Raw genomic sequence first — 14,609 nt, forward strand, 5'->3', positions numbered from 1 at the left:
ACCCCTAAAAATATACCGCCCGACTCGCCTGAGTCGGGCTTTTTTTTTAATTCAAATTATCAAACAACTCAGAAACAATGAACGTCTATTCCTCCGCATTCCAAGCCATTGTGTGACCGGGTTCACGGAGAATTCCCTATCTTTGCACACATTTTTTGATCGCAATAACGGATATTTTACCTAGTATATAACCCCCGACATCTCAAGTCAATACAACTAAAACATGATTTCGAAGACCTACAATCCGCGTGAAATTGAAGACAAATGGTACAGTTATTGGATTGAAAACCGCTATTTCAATTCCAAGCCCAATCCTGACAAAGAGCCCTACACCATCGTCATTCCGCCGCCCAACGTGACGGGGGTGCTGCACATGGGCCACATGCTCAACAATACCATTCAGGATGTACTCGTCCGCAAGGCACGCATGGAAGGCAAAGAGGCATGTTGGGTGCCGGGCACCGACCACGCTTCGATTGCGACCGAAGCCAAGGTGGTGGCGATGCTCAAAGAACAAGGTATTCAAAAAAGTGACCTAACCCGCGAAGAATTTTATAAATATGCCTGGGAATGGACCGATAAATACGGCGGCATTATTTTGAAGCAATTGCGTAAACTGGGCGCTTCTTGCGATTGGGACCGCACGCGATTTACGATGGAGCCGTCGCTTTATGATGCCGTCATTGACACTTTTATTGACCTGTACAACAAAGGCTACATTTATCGGGGGCACCGCATGGTCAATTGGGATCCACAGGCCAAAACCACCGTCTCTGATGAGGAAGTCATCACCAAAGAGGTAATGACGAAACTGTGCTACCTGCGGTATCCCATCGTGGGGGAGGATGAGGCAATTATCATTGCGACCGTTCGCCCCGAAACCATCATGGCCGACTCCGCCATTTGTGTTCACCCTGAGGATGAGCGTTTTAAGCATTTACACGGTAAAAAAGCGCTTATTCCGCTCATCAACCGCGAGATTCCGATTATCACGGATGAATACGTAACGATGGATTTTGGAACGGGAGCCTTGAAAGTGACGCCCGCGCACGACCAAAACGACTACGATTTGGGCGTAAAACACAAGCTCGAAATCATCGATATTTTGACCGAAGAAGGAAAACTTAACGAGAAAGCGCTGATTTTGGTGGGTGAAGACCGTTTTGTAGCCCGTAAAAAAATCATCAAACTGCTCGAAGAATCGGGGAATCTGGAGAAAATAGAGGATTACAAAAGCAATGTCGGTCACTCCGAGCGCACAAACGCCGTGATTGAGCCGCGCTTGTCGTTGCAGTGGTTTGTACGGATGAAGGAGCTATGTCAACCCGCGCTCGAAAACGTGATGAATGACAACATTCAGCTGCACCCGCCTAAGTTTAAAAATACCTATCGAATCTGGATTGAAAATATTCGTGACTGGAACATCAGCCGGCAGTTGTGGTGGGGACAACAAATCCCTGCTTATTATTTGTCGGACGGTACCGTGATTGTGGCCAAAACCAAACGTGAAGCCCTTCGCAAAGCCCAGCACGAAATGCAGTTGTTTGCCCTGACCGAAGCCGACCTGACCCAAGACCCCGACGTGGTGGATACGTGGTTTAGCTCGTGGCTGTGGCCTATTTCGGTTTTTGACGGTATCAAAGACCCCAACAACGAGGACATCAACTATTATTATCCAACCAATGACCTCGTTACGGCGCCCGAAATTCTGTTTTTCTGGGTGATGCGGATGATTATTGCGGGTTATGAGTTTAGAGGCGAATTGCCTTTCCGTAACGTGTACCTGACGGGTATCGTGCGCGACCCCAAAGGTCGTAAAATGTCGAAATCGTTGGGGAATTCTCCCGACCCATTGGCTTTGATTGAACAGTACGGAGCCGATGGAGTACGGACAGGAATGCTGTTCAGCTCGCCCGCAGGCAATGACTTGCTGTTTGACGAAAAACTCTGCGAGCAGGGCCGTAACTTCTGCAACAAGATTTGGAACGCATTTCGATTGGTCAAAGGATGGGAAGTGTACAGCCCACAGTCTCCAGTTTTCAGTGCACAGTTGGCGGTTAATTGGTTTGAGTCAAAACTCAACCAAACAATTACGGAAGTCCTTGACCTGTTCTCAAAATACCGTATTTCTGATGCCCTCAATGCGGTATACAAACTGATTTGGGATGATTTCTGCTCGCAGTATTTGGAAATGATTAAGCCCGAATACGGCCAACCCATTGATAAAGATACTTTCGAGGCGACCATTGACTTTTTTGAGCGCATCATGGCGCTGACGCATCCTTTCATGCCGTTTATCACCGAAGAAATTTGGCAGGATATTCGTCCGAGAGGGGAGAAGGAAAGTCTTTGCGTGGCTGAGTACCCCACGACTAAAGCAATTGATACCACACTTTTGGCTAACGTTGAGATTTTCTTCGAGATTGTGACCAACATCCGTAACCTGCGGAGTACCAAGAATATAAGCCCTAAGACGGCATTGCCTTTGACGATAAAGACCGAAAATCAAGGTTTGTACCAGCCTTTTGAAGGGTTGTTGGTAAAACTGGCCAATATTTCGGAAATCAACTACGCGACCGACCAAGCCGATGGGATGTCGTTTTTGGTGAAAGCCGATGAGTTTTTTGTGAATCTCGCGGGAGAACTTGACGTAGCCGCCGAAATCGAAAACCTCCAAAAGGAATTGGAATACAGCTTAGGCTTCAAAAAATCGGTAGAAGCAAAGCTGTCGAACGAACGTTTCGTCCAAAACGCCAAAGCGGATGTGGTCGAAAAAGAACGCCAAAAACTCGCCGATGCCGAAGCTAAAATTGTCGCGATTCAGGAATCGCTGATTCGTCTAAAAGCGTAGTATTTATTCTTCTAACAGACAAGGCATATAAGACCAACTAACGAATGTGGTTTTATATGCCTTCTGTGGTTTTAAGCGGATTCTTTTTGAAAAACAATACCCATCCCAAGGTTGAAAAATAGGCCAAAGCAGTTCCTAAAATGGGAATGGCAATAAGAAACATGGGGTTGAAGGGCATAGATTTATGCAACAGGCCGATCCACGTAACGCCTAAAATGGAAGTAAGCGCTAAAATAAGGACCAAACGATACAACAGCGGAAAACGTTGGCTCCTGAAAACGTTATAAAAAGTCAGCGCATACGCTACGGTAGCCAGCCCGCTGGTTGCGATGATTTGGTATCTGCTCAACACGCACGAAATGCCGAAAATGCCGATGATGACGAGAGGAAATTTGGCGTCTGGAAAAAGTTGGTTTGCTCTAAGCGGTAGCTGAATGGAGGTTTGTTCAGGAAAAAGTAAGAATTTTAGGGTATTCCATTCATACAAAAGCGCGAGAATATTCAAGACCGTAAAGACCGCGTCTACGTATGGCGTCCCCGTCCAATTCTGTGAAATGGTCACTACCAATATGCCTAAATTCATGGGAATGAGCATAATAAGGCCCAGCACAGAATAGCGTTGCGATAGGACTAATGCCCCTGCCATCACCTGCGAAATGGCAATAAAAAAACCAAATGTACGCAGGCCGTGGGGCGTAAGTTGCTGAATGAGAAGGGGCGGGCCAATCAGTTGGCCAAACTGCCCTTCGGTGAGCTTACATAATCCCGAAGACGTGAATAAATAGCCTAAAAAAAGGCGGATAAGAAGCACATTGAAGTCTTTGAACGTCATCGGATTGTTTTTTGAGGAACAAAATAGCGGGGCTTTTGTTGAATCTCAACCAAAATGTGACGAACGGCGGCCTAAACTCAAATTGAAAAGAGGCGTGACCGTAAGCCACGCCTCTTTTCAATTAAATTTACTGGTAATTAATAAGGGATTGGTAAAACCTTGCTTTCCTTGAAAGTCGAAAGAATCACCATGGTTTGGGTATTGGCTACTTCCTCAATTTCATTGATGCACTCCAATAATAATTTCTGATAAGACGCGATGTCTTTCGAAATCACTTTCAATAAAAAGTCTCCTGAACCCGTAATATGGTGGCACTCTATGATTTCGGGAATTTCGTTTATTCTTCGGGCAAACGAATCTGTAACATCTTTTTTGTGACCAGTCAAAGATACTTGAATAAAAGTTGTGACGCCCAACCCTACTTTTTCGCGATCTAACTGTGCGTGATAACTTTGAATAATACCATGCTGTTCGAGTTTCTTTACCCGTTCCAGGGTAGGAGCCGGAGAAAGACCAATTTCTTTCGAAAGTTGTGCATTGGTAATTTTTGCGTTAGCTTGCAAAATGTCCAAAACCTTGCGGTCTATTTGGTCTAATTTCATGTGAAATGCTTAATTTTTATAAAAAAGGCCGTAAACAAATAATATACTGCAAATGTAAGCACTTTGTGGAATTATTTTACAATAAAATGCTAATTTTATTCAATAAAACCAAAGAAAAAATAACTTTTGAAAAATAATCAAAAAGGCAAAAAGAAACTTTTTTATTAAAATAACACGAATAATTACAAGAAAATCATTCAATAGTTTTATATTTGAATTTGACAGAATTGATTAGACTAATGAAGAAAAAGTGTGTATTTCTAGACCGTGACGGTGTTTTGAACCAAGATACGGAAGGGTATCTTTATCAAGTAGAAGAAATGATTATTCCGGAAGGTGTGGTAGAAGGGCTGAAGAAGATGAAAGATGCGGGATATTTATTGATTGTTGTGACCAATCAGGCGGGTATTGCCAAAGGGCTGTACTCAAAGGAAGAGGTATGGAAATGTCACCAGTATTTCCAGGAGCAATGCGGTCATTTATTAGATGATTTATATTTCTGCTCACATCACCCTGATTATGATAGCCGCTCACTGATGCGCAAGCCCGAATCACTTATGCTTGAAAAAGCAATTGCTAAATACGACATTGATGTGATGTCTTCTTGGATGGTGGGCGACCGCTCCCGCGATATGCAGGCAGGAAAACGCGTTGGGGTACGCACAATACACCTTACCTCCGCACCTGAGAAATCGGCCGGGGATAGTTATGCATCTAATTTCTTAGACGTGACTCAATTGGTGATTGAAGCTAATTAGGCTTTCTTGAACGTTTTTGCCGAGCTATCATAAGCGGGGCAGTATCCTTTGCGGTTGCAGCTTGTAGCGGCAAGTACGACCATTAGTAAAGCAAGAGTAAGTAACTTTTTCATATTATGGATTGATGATTGGCGCAGGCAACCCGAGGGTTGCCTGCGTGTATATCAAAATTTTACTACGAAAATCGTGCCGATTTTATTGTTAGCTGTGCGCTAATTCTGTTTGAGCTTCCAAATCAAGCGCGGTGGCTTTTTGCTCTTCAAGCTCATTGGCCGCAGAGTTATTTTCCGTGTATCCTAAAATTGTCAACATGCCCTCGCTTCCCTGCTGGGCCGCAAAGAGTTTGGTGACTATGTTGCCGTTTTCGTCACGATCTACGAGCACGTGCTGGGGCGCGGGTATAAGACAGTGCTGAATACCGCCGTATCCTCCCAATGACTCCTGGTACGCCCCCGTGTGGAAAAATCCAACATATTGCACTTCGGTATCAAGTCCAAAAACGGGAAGGTATAAGTCGGCGCTGTGCGCTTCGGTATTATAAAAATCTTGCGAGTCGCAGGTCAAACCACCAATGTTTACTTTTTGGTAAGGATTGTCCCAGTTATTGACCGCCAACATGATGTATTTTTGGTTCATTCCCCATGAATCGGGCAAATGAGTGATAAACGAACCGTCAATCATGTACCACATCTCCTTGTCATTTTGGAGTTTTTGGTCAATGATTTGATAAATAACCGCGCCGCTTTCACCCACTGTGTAGCTACCAAACTCCGTAAAAAGGTGCGGTACTGGAACGTTGTTTTTGTTACAAATCCATTGGATGTTTTCCACGATTTCATCAATCATTTGCTGATAATCGTAGTTGAACTGCAACGAAGTCTGAATGGGAAGCCCGCCGCCGATGTCAATCGAGTCCAAATCGGGGCAAATCTTTTTCAGTTCGCAGTATTTAAACATAAAACGCGTCAATTCGCTCCAATAGTAGGCCGTATCTTTCATGCCCGTATTGATGAAAAAGTGCAGCATTTTAAGCTTAAACTTCGGATTTTGCTGTATTTTGTCCTTGTAAAGGTCGTTAATATCACTGTAGCGTACGCCTAAACGTGACGTATAAAAGGCAAAATTAGGCTCTTCGTCGGTAGCAATTCGGATACCAAAATTGACCGATTCAGCCGTTACATTTTGTTCGTAGTATTCAATCTCGCGGAGGTTATCCAATACCGGCATCACATTAAAGCCTTCGTTGATAAGCTCCGTGATGGCTTTTTGATACCGTGGTAGTTTGTAGCCGTTACAAATAATGTAGGTGCTTTTGGCAATTCTTCCCTCTTTGTAGAGATTCCGAATAATGGGAATGTCAAACGCCGACGAGGTTTCGATGTGGATGTTGTGCTTCAGCGCTTCTTCTAAAACAAAACTAAAATGAGAAGACTTGGTGCAATAACAATAAGTGTAGGAACCCTTGTAATTGAAACGTTTAAAAGCGTTTTTGAAAAACTGTTTGGCGTTGCCGATGTGCTCGCCGATTTTGGGTAAATAAGTGATTTTTAGCGGTGTACCATACTGGCGGATAATGTCCATAAGGGGTACATTGTTAAACGACAGCTCGTCGTTTTGGACGTTAAACTCCAGCGTTGGGAATTCAAACGTCTGCTCAATTAGGTTTGTGTAAGAACTTTTCATTTTGCCTTAGAAGCATAAAAAGTGTGTTTGGTGAAACAAAAAAAGTCTGCGAAAGTCTGCCAAAATAACGGCTTTTGCAAGAAAAAAGTGCAAAAAACCTCCCATTATTCTTTACTTTTGTTGGCCGATACTGTGGGTAGATTGTGTAATTTATAATTTCTCGGATGTTGATTTCTTTTTTTGAACGTGAACGAGCGCTTACCTTCTTGCTTTGGTTTGGCATTGCGTTGAGAGTATTTCTCTATTTTTTTATTTCTCCTTACGGCGCCGATGCGCACGGCGAAATCATCAATTTTATTGCTACTCAGCACCGTCTCCCGCTTACCCGCGAGATTTTTTGTGCCATGCACCCACCGCTGTATTATTTGTTGGCGCAGCCTTTCTTTGCTTTCGATACGCTCTCAAGTCTGAAAGTGACTCAACTACTGTCGGTTATCTTGTCGTGTTTGAACTTATACGTCCTGTATTTGTTGGCAAAACATTACTTTAGCCACGTTTTGACCCGCAATGTAAGTTTTTTACTGGCCATTTTCCTGCATTCCTACATTACCTTTTCTTTATATGTCACCAACGACAGTTTGGCGTTTACGGTCGGGACGTGGTGTTTTTGGTTGTTATCACGCTTTTTTCAATCACCTTCTCCCAAAACCGAACGTTGGTTGGCGTTGGCCCTTGGTATCGGACTTTTAACCAAAGGTACTTTTTTGGCGTTTGTTCCCATCATTTTTGGGGCAATCGCCCTTACGCTGTGGTACTTTAAAATCAAATGGCAAAAGATTGTGCTACGGCTGATGATTCTGGGGTTCATTACGGGGATAATAGGAAGCTATAAATTTGCCGAAAATTGGTACTACGAAGGAAAACCCGTGGTTCATAACATGGATATTTTTCCGTTGAGTGACCAAAAAATGTACACTGGCCCGAAAAGCTACTACGGATTTCATTTGGTGCGTTTGATGAAATCGCCCGTCATTTATCACGGAGATGAAAAATTATTGCATGTCTATCCTATTCTGTTCTATAGTACCTTTTGGTATAAATTTGCGGACCTTGAAAATGATTTTACGTTGGGTGTAAAAACCCGTTTTCGGTACATCGGCAGTTTGATTTACTTGGTAGCGATGATTCCCACGTTGATTATTTTGTTGGGTTTGGGGTTATTAATTCGTCAAACCGTTCTTTTTTTGACAAAAATATCTTCGTTGACGGCTACTGAATTCCGTGAAAATATCGAAAAAAGTACATGGCTTGGCCTTCTGGTGGTGAGTGTCGCCTTGGTATTGACGGCGGGTTTCAGGTACGATGCGTGGTCTTGTTTTCAGGGGCGTCTGTTCCTGCAATCTTTCTTCAGTATATTGGCCATGTTTTACATGGGGCTTTCTTATTTGCAAATGCGAAGTGCCTTTTTGTACAAAATCGGATTGTTTAGTATGATAGGTTTGGCATTTTTATACAGTATATATTTCGGTATTGAAAGTTTGTTTAAGTTTATTGCTTAATAAACCTTTCACCAATAATGTCTAAATACGTAGCTGCCATTGATCAGGGTACCACGAGTACCCGTTGTATTATTTTTGACCGACAGGGAAACATTATTTCAGTGGGCCAAAAAGAACACCAACAAATTTATCCTCAGCCGGGCTGGGTGGAACATAACCCCGAAGAAATCTGGAAAAATACGCTTGAAGTAATTGCAGGGGCCCGCATCAATGGGTCGATTTCGGCTACCGAAATTGCCGCCGTCGGAATTACTAACCAACGCGAAACCACCGCCGTTTGGAATCGAAAAACTGGTAAACCTTATTACAATGCCCTAGTTTGGCAAGATACCCGTACAGGCGACCTAGTAAATCATTTTGCGCAAGACGGCGGACAAGACCGCTTCCGTGCCCAAACGGGCTTGCCTTTGGCTACGTACTTCAGTGGGTTAAAACTGAAATGGCTGTTGGATAATGTGCCCGGCCTGCGCGAAGATGCCGAAAAAGGAGAGGCGCTTTTTGGTACTATGGATACCTTCCTGATTTGGAATTTGACGGGTGGCCCCCACGGCGGCACGCACGTAACCGACGTGACCAATGCCAGCCGCACGCAGTTGATGAACCTCCATACTTTGGCTTGGGATTCAGATATGTTGGCTGCTTTTGGCATTCCGAGTGCGATGCTTCCCGTCATCAAAAGCAGCAGTGAAGTATACGGAAACGTGGTACTTGACGTATTGCCCAATGTGCCCATTGCGGGAGATTTAGGCGACCAACACGCGGCGTTGGTTGGGCAAACCTGCTTCGAGCCGGGGCAGGCCAAAAATACCTACGGAACGGGCTGTTTTATGCTGCTCAATACGGGCACTGAACTAAAAGTTTCCACGCAAGGATTACTTACGACGGTGGCGTATAAATTTGGAAATCAGCCCGTTAATTATGCTTTGGAAGGAAGCGTTGCCATTGCGGGGGCGCTGGTTCAATGGCTACGTGATAATTTGGGAATGATTGAAAAAAGTAGCGACGTAGAAATACTGGCAAAATCGGTCGAAGATAACGGCGGGGCGTATTTTGTGCCTGCATTTTCGGGATTGTATGCTCCTTATTGGAAGGCCGACGCTCGGGGAGTAATTGCGGGCTTGACGCGCTACGTGACCAAGGCCCACATTGCACGGGCGGTGCTGGAAGCAACGACCTATCAAACCCTCGACGTGATGAACGCGATGGAAAAAGACGCTGATATTGAGCTTAAATCGTTGCGGGTAGATGGTGGGATGGTGGCCAACGAAACCCTTATGCAGTTTCAGGCGGATATGCTCAACGTACCCGTCGTTTGCCCAGCGGTGACCGAAACCACGGCTTTGGGCGCGGCGTATGCGGCAGGTTTGGCGGTAGGCTATTGGGAAAACTTCGACGATTTACGGCAGAATTGGGGAATAGCCCATACTTGGAATCCTAAGATGGAAAATGCACAACGGGATAAATTATACAAAGGTTGGCACAAAGCCGTAGAGCGTTCTTTTGGCTGGGAAGATTGAAAAAATGTAAATGAATCAGTTCGTTAAGCCAGGGGTTACCGACGATATATAGACCCTTAAGTATACGGTCAGTCGATAGTCAGACCTCTAACAAACCAATTAAAGTATAGGGGTAAAATGTTGAATATTTTACCCCTATACTTTAACACTTTCCCCTTCTTTTCTCGTTTTCTTCTCAAATAGCTTCTTAAAATCAGGGCTTTCAGTGCCACTCCACTTGTCCCAAAAGGTAAAATATAGCCCGTAATTGTATTTAAACTGTGAATGATGTAGGCTGTGATGCGTGGCGCCAATCCACCATTTGCCAAACCAATGACGGTGAAAATCGCGCGGATAGAGTTCGGTATTTAAGTGATTGACAACGCTAGTGGTGGTCATAATCAATAAAATGATACCAATCGAAACGTAATGAAGCGGAATAATAAACAGCAATACTGGCAGCACAATCGCCTGTAAAATGCTTTCAATCGGATGGAATGAAAAAGAAGTCCAGGCCGAGGTGGTAATGCTGTCGTGGTGTGCTTTATGAACCCATTTGTACACTTTGGGGTGGTGCATCCAGCGGTGAAGCCAATAATAGTAGGTTTCGTGGCAAAAGAGAATAATCAGGATGCTGACAATAAACCAAAGTGTGGAATACTCATGGAAGTCGGTGTAAATTTGGGTGTATCCTTTTTGCCAAGCCACCACCATTCCCGTACCAACAAAAGCAAAGATAAGGGCGGTGATGAACGAAAAACCGATTTCTCGCCAATGTTGTCCTTGACGTCGGGGGCGTTGGTTTACTTCACGGGGTTGAAAATAAGCCTCGTATTTTACTTTAAAAAGGTAATGAAACAGGGCTGCGATGAGCACATAACGTCCGAAAATCCCCAAAAAAAAGTACAGTGCTGTTTGGGCAAAAGTCCACGGTTGGGTAAAATCAATGGTTTCCATGCGTTTTTAACTGCTTTTGGCCCGTTTATGTTTCATATAAAATAAGATTTACACTTCCCTCACCGCCGCCCGACGGATGCGGTCATTGATGGCACGCCCCAAGTCTTTATCGGGGAGCAATTCCGCGTATATCACGTCAATAGGGAGGCTGTCTAGCTGGCGCATGTACGCAAAAAGATGTTTGGCAGCTTCGGGGTAATCAGCGGTGGGAGACAGAACGCGCTGGTTTTCAGCGGGAATTGAATCCACCAAATGATTAAATGTCAGACTTCCGATTTTGCTGGGTGAATATTGTTGTAATATTTCAGGCAAATGATTGATAAACAGGGGTTTTCTAGGAGAATAATGGCTTTTTAACATCCCTGGCGCTTTGGGGTTGGAAGTAGAATGCGATACGGTTTGCACAGGGCCAATGATGCGCTCAATGGCTTCTACGGCAATCCCGCCCAGACGATACACCACGGCATCTTCCCCTTCAAACCCTACAATGGTAGATTCAATGCCTACCGTACTCTCGCCGCCGTCGAGGATGTAAGGGATTTTCTTTCCAAGTTGATTTTCGACGTGCTGCGCCGACGTGGGACTAATGTACCCAAAGGGATTGGCACTTGGTGCGGCCAATGGAAAATCAAGGCAGGCAAGCAACTCCAGCGTCAGCGGGTGATTGGGAATGCGGACGGCGACAGTGGAGAGCCCAGACGTTACCAAATCAGAAACGGCGTCAGATTTGGGTAAAAGCAACGTAAGGGGGCCTGGCCAAAAAGCCTCGGCTAGTTGCTTTGCTTTTTGGGGAAAAGAACGGACAAAGGTGGCGGCATGAGCAATGGAATCGGTATGAACAATTAGGGGGTCAAATTGTGGGCGATTCTTTACGCTGAAAATCTTCAAAACAGCATCGTCGTTGAAGGCGTTGCCCGCCAAACCATATACTGTTTCGGTCGGAATGCCCACTACTTCTCCTGCGCTGAGGAGTTTTTTAACGGATAGAATATCGGTTCCAATGGTTGCCATGCTGCAAAATTAGTCTATAGAGTAGCGTTAACCCTCCTTCTGCAACGGTTTTTTTGTTAATTTGGCCATTATTTCACCCTTTTTATGAATTTTAACTACGAACTCACGGCGGTTGAATACATTTTTATGGGTACGTTTCTCGTACTCTATGTACTTTACATTGGCCGTACTTTTTTGGTTGCTAGGGCGTTAGGGGCAACGGCCCGGGCCGTTGTGATTAAATTTTTTCTGCGCACTACGTATTTTGCGTTGCTGATTGTGGCGTTGTTGGGACCTTTTTTCGGGGAACCCGAACGGGATATTATTGCCGAAGGAAAAGATGTGATGGTATTGGTTGATGTTTCTAAATCCATGGACGCTACCGATATTCAGCCCTCACGACTAGAAAAAGTGAAGTTTGAGTTGCAACGGCTCAGTGCTTCGTTGGTCGAAAATCGTTTTGGTTTAATTGTGTTTTCTTCGGATGCTTTTTTGCAAGTTCCGCTTACGTTTGACCTCAATGCGTTTGAGTTATTTACGCAATCGCTGAGTACGTTGCAGGTGAGTAATACTGGTACGGATATTTGCAGTGCGCTGGAATTGTGCATTCAGAAACTGCTCCAGAATCCTTCGGCAAATACGTCAAAAATTATTTTGTTGATGACCGACGGGGAAGATTTCGGGAACTGTGAGCGCAAAACTTTGGCTTCGGTTCGGCAGTTTGGTTTTAATCTGTTTATCGTAGGAGTCGGCACAAACGCGGGGGGGCATATTCGTCAAAAGGGAGATTGGATAAAAGATGAAAACGGGCAGGTGGTGACGACCAAACTCAACTCGGCATACCTGCGAGACTTGGCCGCGACTACTGGTGGGAAATATTTTGAGATAAACAACCAATCTAATGCTATTCCAGAAGTAGTAAATGCGATAAATTCGGTGGAAAGTCGATTAATTGATAGTCGGAAGGTGGCCGTAGTCAGTAATAAATACAGGTATTTTTTACTGGCAGCATTGGTGTTGATTGCGTTTGACGTATTGGTCACCGTCACCACTTTTCAGGTCTAGAAGTAACTTTTTGCCATTTTGTAAGTATCCACATTACACACTCTTATTATATAGCCCACTCTACGCTCTTAACAGATTTCTTATGTCCCAAAATGAAAATTTGCATCGTTCACTTACCCCTACTTTACTTTGGGGGTTAGGTGTAGGTTACGTTATTTCCGGAATGTATTTCGGGTGGAACTTTGGACTAGAGAAAGGGGGTACTTTAGGAATGGCCGTTGCCACGGTGTTGTCGGTTATTATGTACGTTTGTTTTACGTTAGGATACGCCGAATTATCGTGTGCTATACCTAAAGCGGGCGGTGTGTTTGATTACGCCACGCGGGCTTTAGGGCGGGATTGGGGGTTTATGGCGGGCATAGCCCAAGTGTTTGAATTTGTATTGGCACCGCCCGCGATTTCGGTGGGTATCGGTGCGCACATTAATTTGTTCTTCCCTGAATTGCCACCAACCTACGCGGCATTGGGTGCGTATATGCTATTTACGTTACTGAATGTTGTGGGCGTGCAACTGGCGGCTACGTTTGAGTTGTTGATTACTTTTTTGGCCGTGGCGGGATTAATCTTGTTTGCAGGGGCAACCTACAACCAAATCTCAATTCAAAATCTTACGGCCAATGCGCTACCCAATGGATGGGCGGGCGTTTGGGCGGCTCTCCCTTTTTCCATTTGGTTTTTTCTGGGCATTGAAGGCTTGGCCAACGCCGCCGAAGAAAGCCGAAACCCTCAGCGGGATCTTATTCGCGGTTTTGGTTCGGCCATGCTTACGTTGGTGGTGCTGTGCGCCTTTACGTTTATTTGCTCCGTTGGCGTAGGGGGCTGGGAAGCCATCGTGTACAAACCAGATGGTACAACTTCTGATTCACCGCTGCCATTGGCCTTGGCGCGTCTGGTTGGGGAGGCCAATCCTTTGTATTTTGCGGTCATTGTTTTTGGCCTTTTTGGCCTGGTAGCCTCTTTTCATGGATTGTTGATGGCGGCTGGAAGAGCAACTTTTGAAATGGGACGCATCGGGCATTTTCCGGGCCTACTCGGAAAAGTTCATGCTAAGTTTAAAACGCCTACCAACGCTTTGGTCGTTAATATGTTGGTGGGGATTTTGATATTGTTTTCAAATACCGCCGCCGAAATCATCATTTTGTCGGTGCTTGGTGCGCTGACCTTATATTGCTTTGGTTCCATTTCTGTGATTCAGCTTCGTCGTAAAGAGCCTGCGCTAAAGCGCCCTTTTTTGTCGCCTGCTTACCCTTTTGTTCCGCTTTGTGCCTTGATTCTTGCGGGAGTAGCATTGGTGGCGGTGGCAGTCTCCAACCCGTTGCTTACGGGGTATTACATTGGAGCGTTGGTGGTGGCGTTTGTGCTTTACAAAATGTTTAATCGAAATGAAGAGCCAGAAACCCAAAAGTAACCACCTCGCTGAGGAGACAGTTACTTTCGGTTTTTCCAACTTTCGTTAAGCAGGGATTTCTTAGGAAGTCAACTCACTTACCTGCTGGGCCCATGAGGTATAGGCACGCAGGATTTTGTTGAGTTTCCGCTGGGTTCCTGCTTTTTTTTTATCAAGTTCTACGTTCGAAAGTTGCTTTTCGTACACAAGCTGATTGTCGACGCGGTAGATGCGGACAATACTAAACGGCTGTGTCTCCGTTCCGTTTTCAATTACCCAAAAGTAGGTGTTTTGAGAGGTTTTCTTGGCATGGGTGCTCGTCAGACTAAGGGCACTTACCATAAGTGCAATGAATACTGTTTTGACGGTCATGGCTGTAAATAATGAAAAAAAGAACTATGTTGGCTGTTGTAATTTCAGCGATTGGCCGAATTGCGAAGTGAAGTTCAAGATTTGGATGGTTTTCATCAATACCATTTGGCATGAATT

The 14,609-nt window shown here is 44.8% G+C and carries 12 protein-coding genes; 6 read left to right on the plus strand and 6 right to left on the minus strand.

Going from position 1 to position 14,609, the window contains the following annotated elements; translation table 11 throughout:
* Positions 1-223 precede the first annotated feature (223 nt).
* Complete coding sequence (locus tag DVG78_RS13325; protein ID WP_114461568.1) at positions 224-2,851, plus strand: valine--tRNA ligase; 2,628 nt, start codon at positions 224-226, stop codon at positions 2,849-2,851.
* A gap of 52 nt (positions 2,852-2,903) precedes the next feature.
* Here the strand turns inward: DVG78_RS13325 and DVG78_RS13330 are convergent, their stop codons facing one another.
* On the minus strand, positions 2,904-3,683 hold the full coding sequence (locus DVG78_RS13330; RefSeq protein ID WP_114461569.1) for a hypothetical protein: 780 nt from the start codon (positions 3,681-3,683) through the stop codon (positions 2,904-2,906).
* A 137-nt stretch (positions 3,684-3,820) separates the two neighbouring features.
* A complete protein-coding gene (locus DVG78_RS13335) occupies positions 3,821-4,285 on the minus strand; it encodes an Lrp/AsnC family transcriptional regulator (protein WP_114066308.1) in 465 nt (154 codons plus the stop codon).
* A gap of 239 nt (positions 4,286-4,524) precedes the next feature.
* Between DVG78_RS13335 and DVG78_RS13340 the strand changes: the two genes are divergently transcribed.
* Positions 4,525-5,043, plus strand: a complete 519-nt coding sequence (locus DVG78_RS13340) for a D-glycero-alpha-D-manno-heptose-1,7-bisphosphate 7-phosphatase (protein ID WP_114461570.1) — start codon at positions 4,525-4,527, stop codon at positions 5,041-5,043.
* Between the two features lie 201 nt (positions 5,044-5,244).
* On the opposite strand, the gene DVG78_RS13345 is transcribed toward DVG78_RS13340, so the two are convergent.
* Entirely contained in the window at positions 5,245-6,726 is a 1,482-nt protein-coding gene (locus DVG78_RS13345) for a type III PLP-dependent enzyme domain-containing protein (protein ID WP_114461571.1), read from the minus strand.
* A 164-nt stretch (positions 6,727-6,890) separates the two neighbouring features.
* Here DVG78_RS13345 and DVG78_RS13350 point away from each other — a divergent pair, with 164 nt between their 5' ends.
* Entirely contained in the window at positions 6,891-8,225 is a 1,335-nt protein-coding gene (locus DVG78_RS13350; protein WP_114461572.1) for a glycosyltransferase family 39 protein, read from the plus strand.
* Between the two features lie 17 nt (positions 8,226-8,242).
* Positions 8,243-9,742 carry a glycerol kinase GlpK gene (gene glpK / locus DVG78_RS13355; protein WP_114461573.1) on the plus strand — a complete coding sequence of 500 codons (1,500 nt, stop codon included), beginning with the start codon at positions 8,243-8,245 and terminating at the stop codon, positions 9,740-9,742.
* A 135-nt stretch (positions 9,743-9,877) separates the two neighbouring features.
* Here the strand turns inward: glpK and DVG78_RS13360 are convergent, their stop codons facing one another.
* Together DVG78_RS13360 and DVG78_RS13365 are read right to left on the minus strand one after the other, a co-directional pair.
* On the minus strand, positions 9,878-10,678 hold the full coding sequence (locus DVG78_RS13360) for a sterol desaturase family protein (protein WP_114461574.1): 801 nt from the start codon (positions 10,676-10,678) through the stop codon (positions 9,878-9,880).
* Between the two features lie 48 nt (positions 10,679-10,726).
* Entirely contained in the window at positions 10,727-11,689 is a 963-nt protein-coding gene (locus DVG78_RS13365) for an L-threonylcarbamoyladenylate synthase (protein ID WP_114461575.1), read from the minus strand.
* A gap of 84 nt (positions 11,690-11,773) precedes the next feature.
* Between DVG78_RS13365 and DVG78_RS13370 the strand changes: the two genes are divergently transcribed.
* Both DVG78_RS13370 and eat read left to right on the plus strand, forming a co-directional pair.
* Positions 11,774-12,733 carry a vWA domain-containing protein gene (locus DVG78_RS13370; RefSeq protein WP_114461576.1) on the plus strand — a complete coding sequence of 320 codons (960 nt, stop codon included), beginning with the start codon at positions 11,774-11,776 and terminating at the stop codon, positions 12,731-12,733.
* An 82-nt stretch (positions 12,734-12,815) separates the two neighbouring features.
* Positions 12,816-14,141 (plus strand): ethanolamine permease, encoded by a 1,326-nt coding sequence (gene eat, locus DVG78_RS13375; protein WP_114461577.1) that lies wholly within the window; start codon positions 12,816-12,818, stop codon positions 14,139-14,141.
* A 60-nt stretch (positions 14,142-14,201) separates the two neighbouring features.
* Here the strand turns inward: eat and DVG78_RS13380 are convergent, their stop codons facing one another.
* Positions 14,202-14,492, minus strand: coding sequence for a hypothetical protein (locus DVG78_RS13380; protein ID WP_114461578.1), 291 nt, complete (start codon positions 14,490-14,492; stop codon positions 14,202-14,204).
* Positions 14,493-14,609: the final 117 nt, after the last annotated feature.

Source organism: Runella aurantiaca (genome assembly GCF_003339505.1).
GTDB lineage: Bacteria > Bacteroidota > Bacteroidia > Cytophagales > Spirosomataceae > Runella > Runella aurantiaca.

Bases quoted from the DNA above. Each gene is read 5' to 3' on its own strand.
- DVG78_RS13325 (WP_114461568.1), top strand. From the start codon at position 224: ATGATTTCGAAGACCTACAATCCGCGTGAAATTGAAGACAAATGGTAC.
- DVG78_RS13330 (WP_114461569.1), bottom strand. From the start codon at position 3,683: ATGACGTTCAAAGACTTCAATGTGCTTCTTATCCGCCTTTTTTTAGGC.
- DVG78_RS13335 (WP_114066308.1), bottom strand. From the start codon at position 4,285: ATGAAATTAGACCAAATAGACCGCAAGGTTTTGGACATTTTGCAAGCT.
- DVG78_RS13340 (WP_114461570.1), top strand. From the start codon at position 4,525: ATGAAGAAAAAGTGTGTATTTCTAGACCGTGACGGTGTTTTGAACCAA.
- DVG78_RS13345 (WP_114461571.1), bottom strand. From the start codon at position 6,726: ATGAAAAGTTCTTACACAAACCTAATTGAGCAGACGTTTGAATTCCCA.
- DVG78_RS13350 (WP_114461572.1), top strand. From the start codon at position 6,891: ATGTTGATTTCTTTTTTTGAACGTGAACGAGCGCTTACCTTCTTGCTT.
- glpK (WP_114461573.1), top strand. From the start codon at position 8,243: ATGTCTAAATACGTAGCTGCCATTGATCAGGGTACCACGAGTACCCGT.
- DVG78_RS13360 (WP_114461574.1), bottom strand. From the start codon at position 10,678: ATGGAAACCATTGATTTTACCCAACCGTGGACTTTTGCCCAAACAGCA.
- DVG78_RS13365 (WP_114461575.1), bottom strand. From the start codon at position 11,689: ATGGCAACCATTGGAACCGATATTCTATCCGTTAAAAAACTCCTCAGC.
- DVG78_RS13370 (WP_114461576.1), top strand. From the start codon at position 11,774: ATGAATTTTAACTACGAACTCACGGCGGTTGAATACATTTTTATGGGT.
- eat (WP_114461577.1), top strand. From the start codon at position 12,816: ATGTCCCAAAATGAAAATTTGCATCGTTCACTTACCCCTACTTTACTT.
- DVG78_RS13380 (WP_114461578.1), bottom strand. From the start codon at position 14,492: ATGACCGTCAAAACAGTATTCATTGCACTTATGGTAAGTGCCCTTAGT.